Source organism: Rahnella sp. AN3-3W3 (assembly GCF_003263545.1).
GTDB classification, from domain to species: Bacteria; Pseudomonadota; Gammaproteobacteria; order Enterobacterales; family Enterobacteriaceae; genus Rahnella; species Rahnella variigena.
The window spans coordinates 58,395-77,055 of the sequence record NZ_JYDG01000013.1 but is presented as its reverse complement, the minus strand read 5'-3'; the positions used below and the strand labels follow the sequence as shown (position 1 = coordinate 77,055).

Sequence of the window (18,661 nt, the reverse complement as noted above, 5' to 3'; positions counted from 1 at the left end):
AGCAGAAATGATAGCAAACACAACATTATAAAAATTATTGTCAGGGGGATTTAAGCATGTCTGAAAGTTCTGTGAAAAACGTAGCAACCTCAACGCAGGAAAGCTGGTTGCAGCGACGCTTTCATTTACATCAGCGCCAGACCCGGGTGAAAACCGAATGTCTGGCAGGGATCACCGGATTCCTCGCCGCTGCTTATTTGCTGGTGGTGATCCCCGGTTTGCTGGCGGTGAGCGGGATGGACAAAGGCGCGGCGACAACCGGCGTGATCCTGGTATTTGTGCTGGGCTCATTATTGATGGCGTTCTACGCTAATCTGCCGTTTATGGTCGGCCCCGGCATCGGCGGTTCCGTGCTGGTCGGCGTCACGCTGGCCGGTGACGGCATCAGCTGGCCCATCGCATTAGGGATAGCCTGCTGGTCGGGTATTTTATTCTTCGTGATGACTGTTTTTGGTCTACGGGAAGTCGTCACACGTTCTGTGCCGCAGTCCATCAAACTCGGTCTGACGGCTTCGATTGGTATTTTCGTTGCCCTGCTCGGTTTTCGTAACGCCGGACTGGTGATGGCTAATGCCAGGACACATGCACTGGCGTTAGGCGATTTCACCGCGCCGGGTGCGCTGATTGCGCTGCTCGGTTTGCTGCTTGCCGTGGGATTGCAGGCGCGCAAAGTACCTGGAGCAATTCTCTGGGCTATTTTACTGGCGACCGTGGCCGGTATTCCGTTTGGTGTGGCGCATCTGCCGGAGCAATGGATCTCCCTGCCCCACTCAGTGGCTCCGCTGTTGGGCAAAGTCGATTTGATCGGCGCGATTAATATCGCTTTCCTGCCTTTCCTGTTCATCTTCTTTGCATCAGAATTCTTCTCAACGATGGGCACAACGCTGGCGGTAGGCGGAGAAGCCGGGTTGCTTGATGAACATGGCAATATGAAGCACATCAACCGTCCATTCATGGTGGACTCTGTTGCCGCAGCGCTCGGCCCGATAGTGGGGATCCCAGCCGCAACCGCGCTGATAGAATCGTCTGCTGCTGCAGAAGCGGGGGGGAAAACAGGCCTGACGGCGCTGTCTGCCGCAGTGATGTTCCTGCTGATGCTATTGTTCACACCGGTTGCGCTGATGATCCCGAAAGAAGCGACCGCACCTGCGCTGATCCTGATTGGCCTGAACATGTTCAGTAATCTGCGCAAGGTCGATTTGGCTAACTTCACTGATGCACTGCCGGTGCTGATGATGGTGATGATTACCCTGATTTCCAACAGCTTCGGTACCGGGATTGCCGGTGGCCTGCTGTTTTACATCATCATTAAAGTGGTGGCCGGTAAGGTGCGCGAAGTGCCTTTGGGACTGTATATACTCGCCATCCCGCTGGTGTATTACTTTGCGACGCTGGTTCATCACTAAAAAAACCAGTAAACAATCAGCAAACCAGGGCGCGGATAATGTGCCCTTTTTTATGGGCGCAGTTTGGCTAAGAGGGAGTAATGAATCGGAAAAATATGGGGATTGATAAAACGGGAAGGCCTGAAATTGGTGGAGGCCCTGCCAGCTACATCCCGGCACACACGACACCTGCTATGGCTGCTTCCTTCCGGACCTGACCGAGTTAACAAGTTAGCGTTGCGGGAGAACCAACAGGGCCCCCATTGACGTTGTCGGCTTCATTTCTCCTGAAAGAATCGAAGCGGTGGGCATTATCTGTGATGCCCGAGGCAAAAGCAAGTTAACCGCCGACAACCGTTGTTTTCTTAAACAATACGCCTGAATCTGGACGGACAGAAGGACATTTTTTGCGTCATACTGTTTGCCAAACACTCAGGAGGATGTCATGTCAGAACCCGATAACTTTCGCCAGCGCGTATTCCAGATAATCGCTGCCATTCCCCCGGGTCAGGTCACGACTTATGGCAACGTCGCTCAGCTGGCTGGTTCTCCGCGGGCGGCACGTCAGGTGGGCGGTGTGCTCAAAAAGTTACCCGAAGGCAGCACGCTTCCCTGGCATCGGGTGATTAATCGCCACGGTGAAATTTCCCTGCAGGGTGAGGACTTTAAACGGCAGCGTCAGGCGCTTTTGGCCGAAGGGATTATCTTTAAGAAAGGTAAAGTTGATTTAGAAAAGTATGGCTGGAAGTGGTAGTTCTGCGCACATAATTACGCAAATAAAAAAGCACCGCCGGAGCGGTGCTGAATCATCACGAGTCACGAATAAGTGAGTAACGAATTAGTACGTTGCTGACTGTGTCGGAACTGCACTTACCGGTGCCGGTGCCGTGCCCAGCCCCGAATTTGACGGGTTAGTCATTGGCGCCAGAGCATTCGGTTTAGTCGCCACAGGGACGGCTACGACCGGAACAAGTTGCAGGTCGGCACGCGTACCCTGACCGTTATTGATGACTTCTTTGATGCTGTCAGTAACAAAGGTTACCTGACCATTAATGGTCACCGCCGCACTTAACAGAACACGCGCATTAGGCGCAATTTCCTGTGGGTTATACGGCAGGATAAAGGTAAACGGTGACTGTTTGCCTTGGGTTCTCGCGACTTTCTGCGAGATGACACGCGACGGCGCATCAGCAACCGAAGCATCAGACAAGGTCACGGTCAGAACCGCATCTGGCGGCAAGGCCACACGCTGATTAATGAACACGCTACCCGATACGTTCGGGCCGGTGATCGCCGGTGCAGTGGCCGGGCTGGCCGCGGTATTCACTGGAGGTTGCTGCGCTGGAGCCTCGTGATGCTGTGCGCATCCGGCAAGAGTCAGAGACAGCGCGGTTCCACCTACTATCTGCCAAAGTTTCATTGATCCTTCTCCCTTTTATTATTCGATTGTCGACAAGTTGTAACAAACGTAACCAACGCCGACGATGAACTTAGTGACTTAAACCAGCTTACCCATTAATCATGGCACAAAAAACCAGAGTTCGCCGCCCCGAGGATAAAACAAGACTTCTGAGGTTTCAAAAGATCCACTATGATTAACAGGTTAGACCTGTCAGCGAAGGTGTATTTCAGAACATTCCTGCCTGCGGTATCCCGAACAACTTAGGTCACTATCACCGGTAACTTTCATGAGGCCACTATGAGTCAGGCATTAAAAAATCTGCTGGATCTGTTAGATCTGGAAAAAATCGAAGAAGGACTGTTTCGTGGTCAAAGTGAAGATCTGGGTTTGCGTCAGGTCTTTGGTGGTCAGGTTGTCGGTCAGGCGCTGTACGCCGCCAAACAAACCGTGCCCGTCGATCGCGGTATTCACTCTTTTCATAGCTACTTTCTGCGTCCCGGTGACAGCAGCAAACCCATCATTTATGACTTGGAAATTCTGCGAGACGGCAACAGTTTTAGCGCACGACGCGTAAAAGCCGTTCAGCATGGCAAACCGATTTTTTATATGACCGCGTCGTTCCAGAGCCAGGAAACCGGCTTCGAACATCAGAACACCATGCCTGATGTCCCGGCACCAGAAACGCTGGTTTCAGAATCAGATATTGCCAAAAATCTGGCGCATCTGATCCCTGAAAAATTCCGCGAAAAATTCATTGGTCACAAGCCGATTGAAATGCGTCCGGTGAAATTCCATAACCCGTTGAAGGGAAGTGTAGAAGAACCTCACCGCGCGGTCTGGTTCAGGGCTAACGGAGAAATGCCGGATGATTTGCGCATCCATCAGTATCTGCTGGGTTATGCCTCGGACTTCAATTTCCTGCCGACTGCATTGCAACCGCACGGTATCGGGTTCCTTGAGCCGGGAATGCAGGTCGCGACCATCGACCATTCGATGTGGTTCCACCGCCCTTTCCGTATGGATGACTGGCTGCTATACGCCGTTGAAAGCACATCTGCGTCGGGCGCTCGTGGTTTTGTACGCGGACAATTTTATACCCGTGATGGCGTGCTGGTTGCCTCTACGGTACAGGAAGGCGTGATCCGCCAGCGGACGCCTGAATAAACATTATCCGATCACGGTTGGCAAAAACTGTGCATTAAAAAGGGGCGATATCGTTATCGCCCCTTTTGCATATCATCATTATTTTGTTGTTTTGTACTGCTTAATGAGAGAGTTAGCGCACTACTTTCTCTGAAATCCTGTTACTGAGCCATTACTGGTTATAGGCGTTTTCGCCGTGGCTGTTCACATCCAGACCTTCACGTTCCTGCTCTTCAGGAACACGCAGGCCTACAATCATGTCAGCCACTTTGTAACCGATGAAGGCCACAACACCAGACCACACCAGTGTGACGCAAACGCTGAAGAACTGAACCCAAACCTGATGGCCCATGGTCACGCCTTCTGCGTAACCCACGCCGCCCAGAGAGCTGGAAGTGAATACGCCGGTCAGCAGGCAACCTACGATACCGCAGACGCCGTGAACACCGAACACGTCACAGGTATCATCAACGCGCAGCCATTTCTTCAGGGTAACGACACCCCACAGGCCAGTCACACCGCCGACCAGACCGATGATCAACGCACCGCCCACGCCGACCGTACCACACGCCGGAGTGATGGCAACCAGACCTGCGATAGCGCCGGAGCTTGCGCCCAGCAGAGAAGGCTTGCCGCGAACCATCCACTCAACCAGAGTCCAGGACAGGATTGCGCCAGCCGTTGCAATCACGGTATTCAGGAACGCCAGCGCGGCAATGGAACTTGCTGCACTTGCAGAGCCGGCGTTAAAGCCGAACCAGCCGACATACAGGATTGCAGCGCCAGTGAACACCATTGGCAGATTGTGAGGTTTGAACGCTTCTTTACCGAAACCGGCACGTTTGCCCAGCAGATAAGCACCGACCAGACCCGCGATAGCGGCGTTGATGTGAACAACAGTACCGCCGGCGAAGTCCAGCGCGCCATCAGCAGCCAGGAAACCGCCCGCCCATACCATGTGTGCCATTGGAATGTAGGAGAAGGTCAGCCAGATCACGGTGAAAATCAGCACCGCAGAGAAACGCACACGTTCAGCGATACCACCGACGATCAGTGCCACGGTGATACAGGCGAATGAACACTGGAATGCCACATGGATCATCTGAGAGAAGGTGCCGGTAACAGAATCCAGGCCAATGCCTTTCATCATTACGTTGCCGAAACCACCGAAGAAGGCGTTACCTTCGCTGAATGCCAGACTGTAACCGTAAAGGATCCACAAGACGCAGACCAATGCGAAGGTCACAATAACCTGAGTCAGCATGGATAAAACGTTTTTGGAACGCAGTAAACCGCCGTAGAACAACGCTACGCCAGGTACGGTCATAAACAATACCAGCGCAGTACAAATCATCATAAAGGCGTTATCAGCGCCGTTGGCGGCGGCTGGTGCCGCGGCCATGGCAAGCGAAGGCAATAATGCCACAGCGCCCAGCCCCATCATGGATAAAAGTTTTTTCATTATTAACCCACCCCTGTTTCTCAAAACTGTTTTTTCTAATCTGATTTATCTCAAACCGACTGGCATGAGAGATAAAAACCGGAAATTACAGTGCTGCTTCGTCGGTTTCACCAGTACGAATACGGATAACACGTTGCAATTCAGCAACGAAAATTTTGCCATCACCGATCTTGCCGGTGTAGGCCGCTTTGCTGATCACGTCGATCACTTCATCGAGCTGATCGTCAGCGATAGCAATGTCGATTTTTACTTTTGGAAGGAAGTTCACACTGTATTCCGCGCCACGGTAAAGTTCGGCATGACCTTTCTGACGGCCAAAACCTTTAACTTCCGTTACGGTCAGCCCCTGAATTCCAACAGCAGACAGCGCTTCACGCACATCTTCCAGCTTAAAAGGTTTGATCACCACAGTAACCAGCTTCATTGTGCCACTCCTCGAATTAAGGGCTTACCGCGAGAGGATTCGCGCCCGATACGCAAGGGATAAAGCAAAGGGTGTGCCAGAGTTGAAACTGATGAAAGATTCCTGCAATTCCCGCGCAAACCGGCATTTTCAGAATAATCGTGACCGGGCGCACAGTTGTTTCGCCACACAGCACACTGCTGAGTACGCACCATTTAAGTGCTCATCGCTGCTTTATAGTGCAATGTGTAAACCGCAGGTATTTTGCCTGCATGAATACGGTGCGCGGGATGGAATGGCGGGAGGATAAGACGTTGAGGAGAGAATGCTGGCGTAACGAACGCGTTACGCCAGCTGACAGTTTATGCGTTTTCTGTGGAAGGAATTCCCGGCTCAGCTGACGCCAGTTCTTGCCCGGCAAGTTGCAACTGATACATCTGATAATACCGGCCTTTTTCTGCCAGCAGCTGTAAGTGGTTGCCCTGCTCAACGGCTTGCCCGCGGTGCAATACCAAAATATTATCTGCATCCACAATCGTCGACAGCCGGTGTGCAATTACAACCAGAGTTGTTTGCTGACGAATGGCACGTAAAGCACGCTGAATTGCCTGCTCGGTTCCTGAGTCGATATTGGCCGTTGCCTCGTCAAGGATCAGAATTTCTGGTGCCTGCACCAAAACGCGCGCCATCGCCAGCAATTGCTTCTGTCCGACAGAGAGATTATTACCCTGTTCGCCCAGACGCGTATTCAATCCTTCAGGCATTCCCCGTACCAGCGGAGAAAGCTGCACAATATCCAGTGCGTGCCAGACCTGAGCTTCATCAATATCGCGACCTAAAGTCACGTTAGAGAATACCGATTCCGCCAGCACCACCGGATCCTGCTGAACCATAGCAATTCCCTTTCGCAGACTGGAATGCGAGAGATCAGCAAGGTTACGCCCGTCGACGCGGATCTCACCTTTATTCAGCGGATAATAGCCCATCAGAAGATTCGCCAGCGTACTTTTGCCACTGCCTGTGTGCCCGACCAGCGCCACAAATCCACGTGAAGGGACATGCAGGGTAATATTCTCCAGCACCCATTTGTCCGGGCGGTAGGCAAAACTGACGTCGCGAATATCAATCTCGCCGCTGGTCAGCAACTTATCGTCCGGTCCGTACTGCTGCTGAGTCCGGTCCATCAAATCAAAGATACGTTCACCTGCGACTACAGCCTGCTGGAGAATGGATTGCTGCGACGTCAGCTCAATCAGAGGTTCGTTTAGACGCCCGAGGTAGTTAATGAAAGCATACAAAACCCCCACGCCAATCGAGCCTTCGGCACTGAAACCGAACAAGATTAACAAGCCGCATAAAATCAGGGATGAAAATAAGCTGAGTAATGGTCGCAGCAAAAATCCTTCCAGCCTGAGCGTCTGCATGCGGGCCATATAATGTGACTGACTGGCGCGGGACAGTCGTTCACCAAACCGTTTTTGCTGACGGAATTGCTGTATGACGTTCATGCCATTAATGACTTCGTTGAAGCCATCATTTATGTCCGCCAGATAAGCACGCACTTTACGAACGACAGGCGTACTGTAAATCTGGTAAAGCCCCATCACCACAAACACAGCCGGGAAGATGCAGATAGCCACCGAGGCAAGTCGCCAGTCAAGGGTGAACATCGCCACCAGCATTGCGCCAATCAGCGCAATGCTGCGCAAAACCGTCGATACAACAGTGACATAAAGGTCACGGATCACTTCAGTATCATTGGTCACACGCGAAATCAGTTGCCCGACCGGCTGGGTATCAAAGGCGCTCAAAGGCTGACGCAATGCCGCATCCATGACGTCGGTGCGCAGACGCTGAACCACGCCAACCGCAGCACGGTTAAACAGAAGTGCCTGAAAATAGTGCAAGCTTGCTGCCAGAAATTGCAGGAAGATGAAACTCAGCGCCAGCAAACTGACTTTCCCCCAGGGCATTTCACCTTTCGCCACATAGTGATCAATAAAGAAACTGATCAGGATCGGGCCGGTGACTTCCGCTGCGGCGGCAATCCACAGCATCAGCACCGCATAAGACAGAGGCTTACTGTATGGTTTGCCATATCCCAGAAGACGTTTAAGCGTAGGCCAGAGCTTCTGGATTTTACTCACTTTTTGTTCAGCCATGTTGTTCCGCCTCCTTTTCCGGCACATCATCCAGCGCAGCTTCAAGCTGCTGATAGCGGAACATATCGCGATACCAGCCCGGCTTCGCAGCCAGTTCGTCATGATCGCCGCGCTGTGAAATGCTTCCGTGACTGAACACCAGAATCTCACTGGCTTCGGTCAGCGCAGAAAGCCGGTGAGCACTGATAATCACCGTTCTGTCACTGCCCCACTGACGCAGATTTTGCAGGATCTGATGCTCCGTGCGGCCATCAACGGCTGACAGGGCATCATCCAGGATCAGGATTTCAGCTTTCAGCAACAGCGCTCTGGCAATCGAAATACGTTGTTTCTGGCCGCCCGAAAGCATAACACCACGTTCACCGACTTCTGTTTCATACCCCTGAGGCAGACGCAAAATGTCATCGTGAACGCTGGCAAGCCGTGCCGCTTCCTCAATGTCTTGCTGCGTGGCATCCGGCCGGCCGAGGGCAATGTTCTGCGCGACGGTATCTGAAAACAGGAAAGGCGTCTGGCTGACTACCGCAAGCCGCGCGCGCCAGTCATCAAGCCGGATCTCTTTGAGTGATAGACCGTGGTAACGCACATCGCCTTCAGTCACATCGAACTGGCGCTGAAGCAGTGCCAGCAAGGTACTTTTTCCAGAACCCGTCGGGCCACATAAACCGAGCATTTGCCCCGGTTTCAGGGAAAACGCCACAGACGTTAAGGCAGCGTGTTGGTGTTCGGGATAATGGAAATTGTTGATCTGCGCTTCAAGTACTGCGCGACCCGCCGGTAAAGGCGTTGCGCCATCGGCCACCGCTGGCGCTTCCTGTAACAGGCTGCGGATACGGCTGTAGGCGGCACTGCCACGCTCTACGATATTGAACATCCACGCCAGCGCCAGCATCGGCCAGATCATCAGCCCCAGATACATCACAAAACTGGTCAGTTCACCGAGTGTCAGATGCCCGTTGACCACCATCCAGCTGCCGCCGCCAATGGCCAGAAGATTTGCCATGCCAATGGAGACGTAAATCGTCGGATCAAAACGTGCATCGACCCGGGCTACGCGCAGGTTTTTAGCACCGGTATCCGCGGCAACATCAGCAAATTGTGATGACTGATGGTTTTCCAGACCAAAAGCTTTGATCATGCGGATGCTGGTCAGGCTTTCCTGTGCCTGATCGTTTAGAGAGGAAAATGCCGCCTGTGCGGTTTTAAAGCGGGAATGCAACTGGTCGCCGTAACGCTTGATGATGATCGCCATCACCGGCATCGGCACCAGCGAAAGCAGAGTCAGTTCCCAGCTGATCTGGGTTGCCATGACAATCAGCACGGCAAGTCCCATAACCAGTGAATCCACCAGTGTCAAAACGCCCTCGCCTGCGGCAAACACCACGCGGTCGACGTCGTTGGTGGCACGGGCAATCAAATCGCCGGTGCGATGACGCAAATAAAAAGCCGGATGCTGACGACTAAGCTGGCGGAAGAAATCCTGGCGTAACTCGACGGCCAGCTTATAGGACGCACCGAATAACAGTACGCGCCAGACATAGCGCAGCAGGTACACGACTATCGCTGTGCCGAGCATCAGACCCAGCCATGCGAAAAGCACGTTGTAAGACATTTGTTTTGACGTTACGCCATCAATGATTATGCCCACCAGTTTTGGCGGCAGTAATTGCAGGACAGCAATAATGATCAGCAAGGCAACGGCACCCAGATACCGGCGCCATTCGCGACGGAAGTACCAGCCTAATTGTGCAAACAGTCTCACGCAGAGTTTTCCATACAAATAATAATGATTTTATTGAGTTAACAGATATCACAAATACCCGTTTGCTCTTCAGGCTGACAAGGATACCAGAGTTAACATGCGTTTCTGATGAAACTTTTTACTGCAACTTTTGCATTAAATGGGCAATGCGGTGGTCGATTTTATGCGCTCCATCGCAAAACTTGAGGTCACATCGTTCAGTCCCGGAATGCCGTTCACAAGTCGCTTGTAAAAGTTATCGTAGCTTTTCATATCGGAAACCTGCACCTGCAATAAATAATCATATTCTCCGGCCATCCGGTAGAAGCCAAGTACTTCCGGAAATGCTTCAACCTGTTGTACAAACCGCTGATACCATTCGCTGTTGTGATGCTGAGTTTTGATCAGTACAAATGCCGTCAGGCTCAGTCCCAGCTTATCGCCATCCAGCAACGCCACTTTGCCGCGAATAATCCCGTCATCTTCAAGGCGCCTGATTCGTTTCCAGCAAGGAGTGGAAGTGAGATTAACGGCATCCGCCAGTTCGTTCAGGGAAAGGGTGCAATCTTTTTGCAGCAGGGATAAAAGCTTGAGGTCAATTTTATCTACCATAAGGCACTCCGAGAGAATATTTTTCTACAAATACGGCAAACCGTGGGTCAAAGAGTAACTTATTTCTCTGGTGATTACGTTATTCTTATCTCATCAAAACACTTTTATGAGTCTGCAACATGCGTAACTCCTGGGTCACTCACGCCATTAAAGAAATCGACGCCGATTTTCAACGTTCAGCCGACACACACTTAATTCGTCTCACACTGAATGACTTACCCGGGATTTCGATGTATCTGAAGGATGAGAGCACCCACCCTTCCGGCAGCCTGAAACATCGCCTGGCACGCTCACTGTTTTTATATGGTCTTTGCAACGGCTGGATCCGCGAAAATACGCCCATCATTGAAGCTTCTTCGGGCAGCACCGCCATTTCCGAAGCCTACTTCGCCCGACTGTTGGGTCTCCCTTTTATTGCCGTGATGCCTTCCTGTACGGCTCCGCGCAAGATTCAGCAAATTGAGTTTTACGGCGGTCGCTGTCATTTCGTCGAAAATTCCAGCCAGATTTATGCGGCTTCTGAGCAACTCGCCAGAGAACTGAACGGCCATTATATGGATCAGTTCACCTACGCGGAGCGCGCGACTGACTGGCGCGGGAACAACAATATTGCCGACAGTATTTTCCGTCAGATGTCCCGCGAGCCGCATCCGGTGCCGCGCTATCTGGTGATGAGTGCCGGTACCGGTGGAACCTCTGCGACGCTCGGACGCTATATCCGTTATCAGGGGCACGACACCGAACTGGTGGTGGTAGATCCTGAAAACTCGGTATTTTACGATTATTATCAGCAACGTGACGCCAGCGTCACTGCGCAATGCAGCAGCCGCATTGAGGGCATTGGCCGCCCGCGCGCCGAACCGTCATTTATCCCGGACGTCATCGACAACATGATGCAGGTGCCCGATGCCGCAAGCGTGGCGACCGTCCGCTGGTTAGAAAAGGTGCTGGGACGAAAAGTCGGTGGCTCAACGGGCACCAATATGTGGGGCGCTTTGCAGCTGGCAAAACAAATGCATGAGAAAGGTGAAACCGGTTCGATCGTCACGCTGCTTTGCGACAGCGGCGAACGCTATCTGAATACCTATTTTGACGACAACTGGGTGGCGAAGAATATCGGGGATATTTCCGTTTACGCTGCACAACTGGAAGGACTTAACTAATATTTTTCTAAAATAATTCGAGTTGCAGGCAGGCGGCAAGTTTGTGAATCCCGATGAGCTTACATGAGTAAGTGATTCGGGTGAGCAAACGCAGCCAACGCATCTGCAGCTTGAAGTATGACGGAAAAAAGCCGGGACAGAATGGCCCGGCTTGCTGCAATACCTTTTATTCGGGGGAATAGGTGAGGTGTGGAGTGTGCAGCCAGTGTTGCAAAAAGTGAGACACCGCCTGATTGCGGCAATGCCCGATGATTTGTAAGTGAGGAGATTGCTCTTTCAGCACCGGTAATGCGTTGCCCATTATCAGCCCCATCCCGACGCCTTCCAGCATTTCTTTGTCGTTCATAGCATCGCCAAAGGCCATGCATTCAGACATTTCAATCCCCAGTCCCGCCGTCAGAAGTGCCAGGGCGCTGCCTTTATTGCTGCCCGCAGGCTGCACATCCAGACAATCTGCCGCTGAGAAACACAAATCTAAGCGCGGTCCGAAGTGCGCTTTCAGCTGAGGAACCAGCGCCAGCAGGGTTTCGTGAGGCGCGCAGAAACACACTTTACTGTTACCCGAATCCGGCAATAAACGCAGATCCTGCAACTGGTAACGGAAACCGCTGAACTGGTGCGGGATCAGTAAGTCAGGATCATCGAGCGACGTAAACCAGCCGTCATCGCGGAACACGTGCAGACTGGCCGGAGTATCCCATTGCGTGTGCAGAAGCTCATGCGCACAATCTTCGGACAAATCGCTTGCGTGCAACCGGTGGCCGGCTAAGTCATGAATACGCGTGCCGTTACCAGTGATCAGGAAACCGTCCAGCCCGATATTTGCCAGAATATCTTTCATTTCAAGATAATGACGACCGGTCGCAAACGTAAGTTTTACCGGTTTTTCAGCCAGCTGACGCAGCGTTGCCAGTGTTTTTTCGCCCAGGGTGTGATCGGGTAAAAGCAGCGTGCCATCCATATCAAATGCAGCTAAACGGTACATGTTTCCTCTCTGAGCGGGAATAATTTTCACTTTCAAAGTATGTACCCGGATTTGCGGAACTAATAGTGAACAGTTTATGAATACTGTTCCGGTTTTAGCTCACACTTTCTTTCTTCGCGGCAAGCCAGCGCGCCGTGCGTGGGATATCCTGAACAAACGATATGCTGAACAAACAAGTTAACCTGAAAAATAAGGTTCCGTATTTATCATGCGCCTGCAAAACCGCCTTAATCAATTCCAGCGTCTGCATCTCAAAACCGGATCGTTTCCGGTTCAGCTTACTGTGGCAGAACTGGCAGACATTTTTTGCTGTAGCGAACGCCATACGCGAACTTTACTCACTCATTTTCAAGATGCGGGCTGGATTGAATGGAAATCACAGGCTGGCCGCGGTAAACGCGCCTCGCTCTGCTGCCTGAGAACACCAGAAGATCTGCGCGGCTCCTATTTACAGGAATTACTGATTAACGGTGAACATTCTGCAGCACTGCAATTAAGCCAGCTGGATCCCACACACCTCAATGCCCTGCTGGCACCGCATCTCGGCGGACAATGGCAGGAAGACGCCCCCACATTACGCATACCTTATTACCGCCCTCTCCAGCCTTTGGATCCTCTGACCCTGACCGGGCGGGCGGAGCAGCATCTCGCCCACACCATTCATGCGGGTCTGACGCGTTATATTCCGGGAAACTCTGCGCCACAGCCTGATCTGGCACATCACTGGCAGGTCAGTAACAATGGCAAAACCTGGCAGTTTTTTCTGCGCAGTCAGTTGTTCTGGCATAACGGCGAGCCGCTTAAAACAGCGCAACTGATGGCGCGGTTCCAGCAGCTAAAAAATTCGTCACGCGGCAAACACAATCTGGCGTCCGTCACCCGACTGTCGCAGCCTCACGCGCTATGTCTGCAATTTGATCTCGATAAACCCGATTACTGGCTGGCACATCGTTTTGCCGATCTCAATTGCCTGCTTTCGCACCCTGAAGATCCGCACATCGGTGCCGGACCTTTCCGTCTGACCACGTTTTCCCCTGAGCTGGTGCGGCTGGAGCAACACACGTTGTATACGCTTCAACATCCTTATCTGGCGGCGATTGAGTTTTGGATCACGCCACAACTGTTTGCTCAGAAGAACAATGTCAGCTGTCAGCATCCGGTCAGGATCATTCTTGGCGAGCAAGAAGAATTATCGCGGGTAAAACCGGTAAGACGCAGCACCAGCCTGGGGTTTTGCTATATCGCCGCCAATCTCCGGCGCGGTGTGTTAAATGAAGCGCAGGCGCGGAAAATCGTTCGTCTGATCCAGCGCAGCGGCATGTTAAATAATTTGCCTATCGATCATGACCTGGTGAAATCCAGCAAAGAAATGCTGCCGGGCTGGCCAATTCCTTTGCATGACGATGCGGATGTTCTGCTGCCGGAAAAACTAACATTGCTTTTTCATCCGCCGGTTGAATTTGAACTGGTGGCGCAGGCGCTAAAAGAACGGCTGGCGGAAGAAGGTTGTCGGCTTGAGATTGGTTACCATGCTGGCAGGCTCTGGGAGGACGATGCGTTGCTCCGCTCAGCCGATCTTCTGCTCGGGGACCGCCTGATTGGTGAATCGCCCGAAGCATCGCTTGAAAACTGGCTACAGCAAGACCCGCTCTGGCCGGGGATCCTGCGCGATGAAGATTATGCGTGTCAGCAACAGCGCCTGGAAGTGATTCAGCAAATCCCGCAGGAAAACCGTCGTTCGGATGAGCTTCGCGATCATTTCTTTAAATGGATGAAATCAGGCATCGTGACACCCTTATTTAATTATCAATATCAGGTCAGTGCGCCACCGCGTATCAGCGGAGTTCAGCTTACGGCCTGGGGCTGGTTCGATTTTTGTCAGGCCTGGGTTCCGCCACCCCTGCAGGATGAAAATGCGTGAAGGAGCTGTTTCACTACACTCTTTCACTACACTCTGGCACTAAAGAAAAGTAACATTAGGGCAGTTTTACTGTCCGGCGGGCAGTGAATTCAGATAATGGTTTCAACAACAGGTAATCAGAATGAAAAGAGCAGTGGTAGTTTTTAGCGGCGGACAAGATTCAACAACCTGTCTGATTCAGGCTCTGAAGCAATATGACGAAGTCCACTGCGTCACGTTCGATTATGGTCAGCGCCATCGTGCTGAAATTGAAATCGCACAGAAATTATCAGTGGAACTTGGCGCCCGTGCGCATAAGGTGCTGGATGTTGGCTTGTTAAATGAACTGGCGGTCAGCAGCCTGACCCGCGATAACATTCCGGTGCCTAACTTTGGGGATGAAAATAACGGCGGCCTGCCAAGCACTTTCGTTCCAGGTCGTAATATTTTATTCCTGACACTGGCAGCAATTTACGCTTATCAGATCCAGGCTGAAGCGGTGATCACCGGGGTTTGTGAAACAGATTTCTCCGGTTATCCGGATTGCCGTGATGAGTTCGTGAAAGCGCTGAACACGGCCGTTTCGCTCGGTCTGGCACGCGATGTCCGTTTTGAAACGCCGCTGATGTGGCTGAATAAAGCCGAAACCTGGGCGCTGGCTGATTATTATCAGCAACTGGATCTGGTCCGCCATAAAACGCTGACCTGTTATAACGGCATTGCCGGTGATGGCTGCGGCGAATGTGCGGCCTGTCATTTGCGCGCCAACGGTTTGCAGCAATTTCAGCAGGATAAAACAGGCGTGATGAACAGCCTGAAGCAGAAAACCGGTCTGCGCTGATTAAGCAGACGTGAGAAGCAAAGCGGGTGGCCATCAGACCGCCCGTTTTCTATTAATCAGCATGTTTATCAGTACTTAGCCAAATCAGTCGTTTTCCAGCTCCAGTTCACGTAATCGCTCCAGCAACTCACCTTCCAGCGGCAACGCCTTTTGCGTACGCAAGTCAATACAGACAAACGTCAGCGTCGCATCGGCAACCACTTCGCCCTCACAGGTCACAACCTGTTCCAGCACACCGCTGCGTCCGTTTAATTGCTGCATGCTGCTGTCAATGCGCAACACATCGCCAAGCACTGCGGGTTTGCGATAATTGATGTTGATATTTACCACGATAAACGCGATTTTATTTTCGCTCATCCACTGGAAACCCGACTGATTATCGAGCCATTCCCAGCGGGCAGTTTCGAGGAATTCAAGATAGCGCGCATTGTTGACGTGCTGATAGACGTCGATATGAAAGCCGCGAACTTTGATAAAGGTATGCATAGTGGTTAAAAAACTCCTGATAGTCGTCTGAGGCATACAACCAAACTGGTCAGATGTCTTTAGAGATTAGCAGAAGAAAACGGCGGCAACCGTTGAGGGTTTACCGCCGCGACATCCGTCACAATTTCAGACGGTCCTTGTTACGTTCAAATAATGCAGCACCAATTCCCGGTACTTCGCGCAGTTGTTCCACATCGGTAAACTGCCCAAGTTCCTCGCGATAGCTGATGATGGCCTGCGCCTTCTTCATCCCTACCCCGTTCATCACCTTGGCAAATTCCTCTGCCGTCGCAGTGTTGATGCTTACAGTACTTTCATCTGTAACCGCAGCCTGCTCCTTTTTCACTTGCGGGCCTGAGACTTTACCTGCAGCCGTTACCGGCGCTGCAGTAGTAGTCGCCACAGGGCTGGTGGCATTGGGTGCCGCGTGTAACATAACGGGCAGAGTAGAAAGCCCCAGTGCCAGAGCCAACGAAAGTGATGTAATGCCTAATTTTTTCATGCTGTATCCTCCATGTGTTTGACAGCACGGAGAGAGTGCATCAGGCAGGAAAAGCGAACAACGGGCAAGTTTCAAATATGGAAAAGGCCGCGAAAGCGGCCTTTGTTTGTTGCAACGCGTTGCAAAACTTTGCGGCGTTTACTGGTTTTGTGCAGCTGAACCGTATTTGATTTTCGCTTCCTGACGCAGATTAGTCAGCAAGGCATCAAAGGTTACGTTCGAGGAGGTTTGTTGCATCTCCTGATTGAAACGCGCGATATCCGCTTCAGGAACGACACCCGGCGTCACAGTATTCAGTTTAACCAGCACGCTGTTGCCTTTATTGTCCTGAGTCAGACCATAAACTGGCTGGTCTTTCTGAGGATGTGGCAACGCGTAGACGTTAGATTCAAACGCAGAAGGCTGCTGACTGCGCTGGACTTTCTGCACAGCACCGAAGCTCAGACCTGCCGCTTTCATCGCGTCATCGCCTTTGCCGTCTTTCAGAGCGGTCAGCAGTTTCTCGCCATCCATCCGTGCCTGATCTTGTGCTTTCTGGCGTTTAACCAGCGTCGTCACCTGATCTTTCACTTCAGCAAAAGGTTTCACGCCTTCCGCTTTATGCGCATCTACACGAACCACAAAGGCGCGATCGCCATCGACAGTAATGATATCGGAGTTACTGCCCGGAGAACCGTCCTGACCAATCAGACCGCCATCAAAAATCGCCTGTACGACAGGTTTGAAGTTGATGCCAGCAGGAATTTGGTTTTGGGTAAACCAGTCGGTATGCACCGCTTTGGTTCCTGCAACTTCTTCGGCTGAAGTCAGAGATTCATTGTCATTGGTTGCCGCTTCGCTGACTTTCTGTTGCAGCGCGTAGTAAGCATCCAGTGATTTTTCCTGCTTAAGCTTGTCAGTGATCGCGTTACGGACAGCCGCTAACGGTTTGACCTGCTCAGGCGTCACGTCATCAAGGCGCAGGATGAAGAAACCGCTGTCAGATTTAATCACGCCGGAAACCTGACCTTTAGCCGTCAGATTAGCGTTCTTAAATTCTGGCAATGTGGTTTCAGGTTCCATCCAGCCCAAATCACCACCCTGTTTAGCGCTCAGGGCATCGGTAGATTTAGTCTTAGCCAGTTCGGCAAAGTCAGTCCCTTTTTTCAGCTCGGCGGCAACCGCGTCGGCATCAGCCTGTGATTTAAGGACAATGACGCTGTAACGGCGACGTTCAGGCTGACCAAACTCACTTTTGTGCTGATCGTAATAGGCGCTGATATCAGCATCTGTCACTTCAGTTTTGCCCTGCATGGCCGCGGCATCCATTTCGATGTAGCTGACTTTTACCTGCTCAGGGGAAATAAAGCTGTTTTTGTTCTGGTCGTAGAAAGCCTGTAACTCTGCGTCAGTCACCTGCTGTTTAGCAGCCAGCGCATCGGTATCCAGAGTGGCGGTTTGTACTTCACGAACCTGCAGAAGCAGTGCAGCCAATGATTTGCTTTCTACCGGCAAAACGAAATCTGACTGGCCGTAGGCCTGCTCAAGCTGCTGACTGATGAGCTGCTGTTTCATCAACTGCGCAAAATTATCCGCGCTGTATCCCATGCTTTGGATACTTTGCAGATATTTGGCGTTATCAAAACGGCCATCAGTCTGGAATTGTGGGGTGGCAAAAATCGCATCTTTGATCTGCTGATCGCTGACGGTAATACCCAATTTTTTGGAATACTGATCCAGCAAAGTGACGTCAATCAGATTGCTCAGGGATTCCTGACGCAATTGCTGCATGTAACCGTCACTGCCCGCCAGTTCAGAGAACTGATCGCCAAGTTGCTGCTGCAACCGGTTACGCTGGTTCTGTACAGCCTGCTCTAACTGAGCCCGGCCGATTTCCTGACCATTCACTTTCGCTGCATAGTCGCCTGAACCGCCGACCAGGTAGTTGCCCACCCCTGTCAAAATAAAGGACAGAATAATCAGGGCCAGAATGATTTTGAGCACGACGTTGTTGGAAGCCGCGCGTAAATTGTCCATCATAGTGAGGCAACACTCCGCTGTAATAAAAAAAGCGCATCGTTCTCGATGCGCCTTGTATCTTACCTTACCAGCCCGATGACGTCAGGTTATTGTTTAACAACCAGACCTGAATGAAAAAGCATCAGTGATGCGCCTCACACGGTTATAACGTCAGCTTGCAGATAATTAGCCGTTAACGGCATCTTTCAGCGCTTTACCTGCACGGAAGCCAGGTACTTTGGCTGCTGCAATGCTGATTTCTTTACCGGTCTGTGGGTTACGACCAGTACGTGCTGAACGTTCACGCACGGAGAAAGTACCGAAGCCTACCAGAGCTACTTCATCCCCCGCTTTCAGGGTGTCAGTGACAGATGCAAGAACAGCATCTAAAACACGTCCCGCTGCGGCTTTAGAAATATCAGCACCGGCAGCAATTTTGTCGATCAATTGTGACTTATTCACTCTTATCATCCCCT

General features: G+C 51.7%; 17 protein-coding genes and 1 other RNA gene. 6 read left to right on the top strand and 12 right to left on the bottom strand.

Translation table 11 applies throughout. The features are described from left to right. Positions 1–56: 56 nt before the first annotated feature. Complete coding sequence (locus UC15_RS05645; RefSeq protein ID WP_112287522.1) at positions 57–1,406, top strand: NCS2 family permease; 1,350 nt, start codon at positions 57–59, stop codon at positions 1,404–1,406. A 136-nt stretch (positions 1,407–1,542) separates the two neighbouring features. Here UC15_RS05645 and ffs read toward each other — a convergent pair. Next, an RNA gene (gene ffs / locus UC15_RS05640) (signal recognition particle sRNA small type) lies at positions 1,543–1,639 on the bottom strand. A 191-nt stretch (positions 1,640–1,830) separates the two neighbouring features. Between ffs and UC15_RS05635 the strand changes: the two genes are divergently transcribed. Continuing rightward, complete coding sequence (locus tag UC15_RS05635) at positions 1,831–2,139, top strand: MGMT family protein (RefSeq protein ID WP_112287521.1); 309 nt, start codon at positions 1,831–1,833, stop codon at positions 2,137–2,139. A gap of 84 nt (positions 2,140–2,223) precedes the next feature. On the opposite strand, the gene UC15_RS05630 is transcribed toward UC15_RS05635, so the two are convergent. Beyond that, complete coding sequence (locus tag UC15_RS05630) at positions 2,224–2,805, bottom strand: YbaY family lipoprotein (protein WP_112287520.1); 582 nt, start codon at positions 2,803–2,805, stop codon at positions 2,224–2,226. 279 nt (positions 2,806–3,084) lie between these two features. Here UC15_RS05630 and tesB point away from each other — a divergent pair, with 279 nt between their 5' ends. Beyond that, positions 3,085–3,951 (top strand): acyl-CoA thioesterase II, encoded by an 867-nt coding sequence (tesB, locus tag UC15_RS05625; protein ID WP_112287519.1) that lies wholly within the window; start codon positions 3,085–3,087, stop codon positions 3,949–3,951. A gap of 151 nt (positions 3,952–4,102) precedes the next feature. Here tesB and amtB read toward each other — a convergent pair whose 3' ends face one another. The 5 genes from amtB to UC15_RS05600 form a co-directional block, all read right to left on the bottom strand. Next, the gene (amtB, locus tag UC15_RS05620; RefSeq protein WP_095924964.1) at positions 4,103–5,392 is read right to left on the bottom strand and encodes an ammonium transporter AmtB; all 1,290 of its coding nucleotides are present in this window, start codon (positions 5,390–5,392) and stop codon (positions 4,103–4,105) included. Positions 5,393–5,477: 85 nt separating this feature from the next. After that, positions 5,478–5,816, bottom strand: a complete 339-nt coding sequence (gene glnK / locus UC15_RS05615; protein ID WP_009639071.1) for a P-II family nitrogen regulator — start codon at positions 5,814–5,816, stop codon at positions 5,478–5,480. Positions 5,817–6,157: 341 nt separating this feature from the next. Continuing rightward, complete coding sequence (locus tag UC15_RS05610; RefSeq protein WP_112287518.1) at positions 6,158–7,957, bottom strand: SmdB family multidrug efflux ABC transporter permease/ATP-binding protein; 1,800 nt, start codon at positions 7,955–7,957, stop codon at positions 6,158–6,160. Further along, the gene (locus UC15_RS05605; RefSeq protein ID WP_112287517.1) at positions 7,950–9,719 is read right to left on the bottom strand and encodes a SmdA family multidrug ABC transporter permease/ATP-binding protein; all 1,770 of its coding nucleotides are present in this window, start codon (positions 9,717–9,719) and stop codon (positions 7,950–7,952) included. The genes UC15_RS05610 and UC15_RS05605 overlap by 8 nt, the downstream gene beginning before the upstream one ends. Before the next feature lie 135 nt (positions 9,720–9,854). Beyond that, positions 9,855–10,310: an Lrp/AsnC family transcriptional regulator gene (locus UC15_RS05600; RefSeq protein WP_112287516.1), complete on the bottom strand. Its 456-nt coding sequence runs from the start codon at positions 10,308–10,310 to the stop codon at positions 9,855–9,857. A gap of 119 nt (positions 10,311–10,429) precedes the next feature. Here UC15_RS05600 and UC15_RS05595 point away from each other — a divergent pair, with 119 nt between their 5' ends. Next, positions 10,430–11,473: a PLP-dependent cysteine synthase family protein gene (locus UC15_RS05595; RefSeq protein ID WP_112287515.1), complete on the top strand. Its 1,044-nt coding sequence runs from the start codon at positions 10,430–10,432 to the stop codon at positions 11,471–11,473. A gap of 166 nt (positions 11,474–11,639) precedes the next feature. Here UC15_RS05595 and cof read toward each other — a convergent pair whose 3' ends face one another. After that, the gene (gene cof / locus UC15_RS05590; RefSeq protein WP_112287514.1) at positions 11,640–12,458 is read right to left on the bottom strand and encodes an HMP-PP phosphatase; all 819 of its coding nucleotides are present in this window, start codon (positions 12,456–12,458) and stop codon (positions 11,640–11,642) included. A gap of 208 nt (positions 12,459–12,666) precedes the next feature. On the opposite strand from cof, the gene UC15_RS05585 reads away from it, so the two are divergent. Beyond that, positions 12,667–14,379: an SgrR family transcriptional regulator gene (locus UC15_RS05585; protein ID WP_112287513.1), complete on the top strand. Its 1,713-nt coding sequence runs from the start codon at positions 12,667–12,669 to the stop codon at positions 14,377–14,379. A gap of 121 nt (positions 14,380–14,500) precedes the next feature. Next, positions 14,501–15,199: a 7-cyano-7-deazaguanine synthase QueC gene (queC, locus tag UC15_RS05580; RefSeq protein WP_112287512.1), complete on the top strand. Its 699-nt coding sequence runs from the start codon at positions 14,501–14,503 to the stop codon at positions 15,197–15,199. A gap of 84 nt (positions 15,200–15,283) precedes the next feature. Here queC and UC15_RS05575 read toward each other — a convergent pair whose 3' ends face one another. From UC15_RS05575 to hupB, 4 genes are all read right to left on the bottom strand, one after another. Then, positions 15,284–15,685, bottom strand: coding sequence for a YbgC/FadM family acyl-CoA thioesterase (locus UC15_RS05575; protein ID WP_112287511.1), 402 nt, complete (start codon positions 15,683–15,685; stop codon positions 15,284–15,286). 118 nt (positions 15,686–15,803) lie between these two features. Then, the gene (locus tag UC15_RS05570; protein ID WP_112287510.1) at positions 15,804–16,187 is read right to left on the bottom strand and encodes a helix-hairpin-helix domain-containing protein; all 384 of its coding nucleotides are present in this window, start codon (positions 16,185–16,187) and stop codon (positions 15,804–15,806) included. 138 nt (positions 16,188–16,325) lie between these two features. Next, on the bottom strand, positions 16,326–18,206 hold the full coding sequence (gene ppiD, locus UC15_RS05565; protein WP_112287509.1) for a peptidylprolyl isomerase: 1,881 nt from the start codon (positions 18,204–18,206) through the stop codon (positions 16,326–16,328). Positions 18,207–18,371: 165 nt separating this feature from the next. After that, positions 18,372–18,647, bottom strand: a complete 276-nt coding sequence (gene hupB / locus UC15_RS05560) for a nucleoid-associated protein HU-beta (RefSeq protein WP_013576637.1) — start codon at positions 18,645–18,647, stop codon at positions 18,372–18,374. Between the last annotated feature and the right edge of the window lie 14 nt (positions 18,648–18,661).

Coding starts and splice junctions, on each gene's coding strand:
- UC15_RS05645 (WP_112287522.1), top strand. CDS start 57: ATGTCTGAAAGTTCTGTGAAAAACGTAGCAACCTCAACGCAGGAAAGC.
- UC15_RS05635 (WP_112287521.1), top strand. CDS start 1,831: ATGTCAGAACCCGATAACTTTCGCCAGCGCGTATTCCAGATAATCGCT.
- UC15_RS05630 (WP_112287520.1), bottom strand. CDS start 2,805: ATGAAACTTTGGCAGATAGTAGGTGGAACCGCGCTGTCTCTGACTCTT.
- tesB (WP_112287519.1), top strand. CDS start 3,085: ATGAGTCAGGCATTAAAAAATCTGCTGGATCTGTTAGATCTGGAAAAA.
- amtB (WP_095924964.1), bottom strand. CDS start 5,392: ATGAAAAAACTTTTATCCATGATGGGGCTGGGCGCTGTGGCATTATTG.
- glnK (WP_009639071.1), bottom strand. CDS start 5,816: ATGAAGCTGGTTACTGTGGTGATCAAACCTTTTAAGCTGGAAGATGTG.
- UC15_RS05610 (WP_112287518.1), bottom strand. CDS start 7,957: ATGGCTGAACAAAAAGTGAGTAAAATCCAGAAGCTCTGGCCTACGCTT.
- UC15_RS05600 (WP_112287516.1), bottom strand. CDS start 10,310: ATGGTAGATAAAATTGACCTCAAGCTTTTATCCCTGCTGCAAAAAGAT.
- UC15_RS05595 (WP_112287515.1), top strand. CDS start 10,430: ATGCGTAACTCCTGGGTCACTCACGCCATTAAAGAAATCGACGCCGAT.
- cof (WP_112287514.1), bottom strand. CDS start 12,458: ATGTACCGTTTAGCTGCATTTGATATGGATGGCACGCTGCTTTTACCC.
- UC15_RS05585 (WP_112287513.1), top strand. CDS start 12,667: ATGCGCCTGCAAAACCGCCTTAATCAATTCCAGCGTCTGCATCTCAAA.
- queC (WP_112287512.1), top strand. CDS start 14,501: ATGAAAAGAGCAGTGGTAGTTTTTAGCGGCGGACAAGATTCAACAACC.
- UC15_RS05575 (WP_112287511.1), bottom strand. CDS start 15,685: ATGCATACCTTTATCAAAGTTCGCGGCTTTCATATCGACGTCTATCAG.
- UC15_RS05570 (WP_112287510.1), bottom strand. CDS start 16,187: ATGAAAAAATTAGGCATTACATCACTTTCGTTGGCTCTGGCACTGGGG.
- ppiD (WP_112287509.1), bottom strand. CDS start 18,206: ATGATGGACAATTTACGCGCGGCTTCCAACAACGTCGTGCTCAAAATC.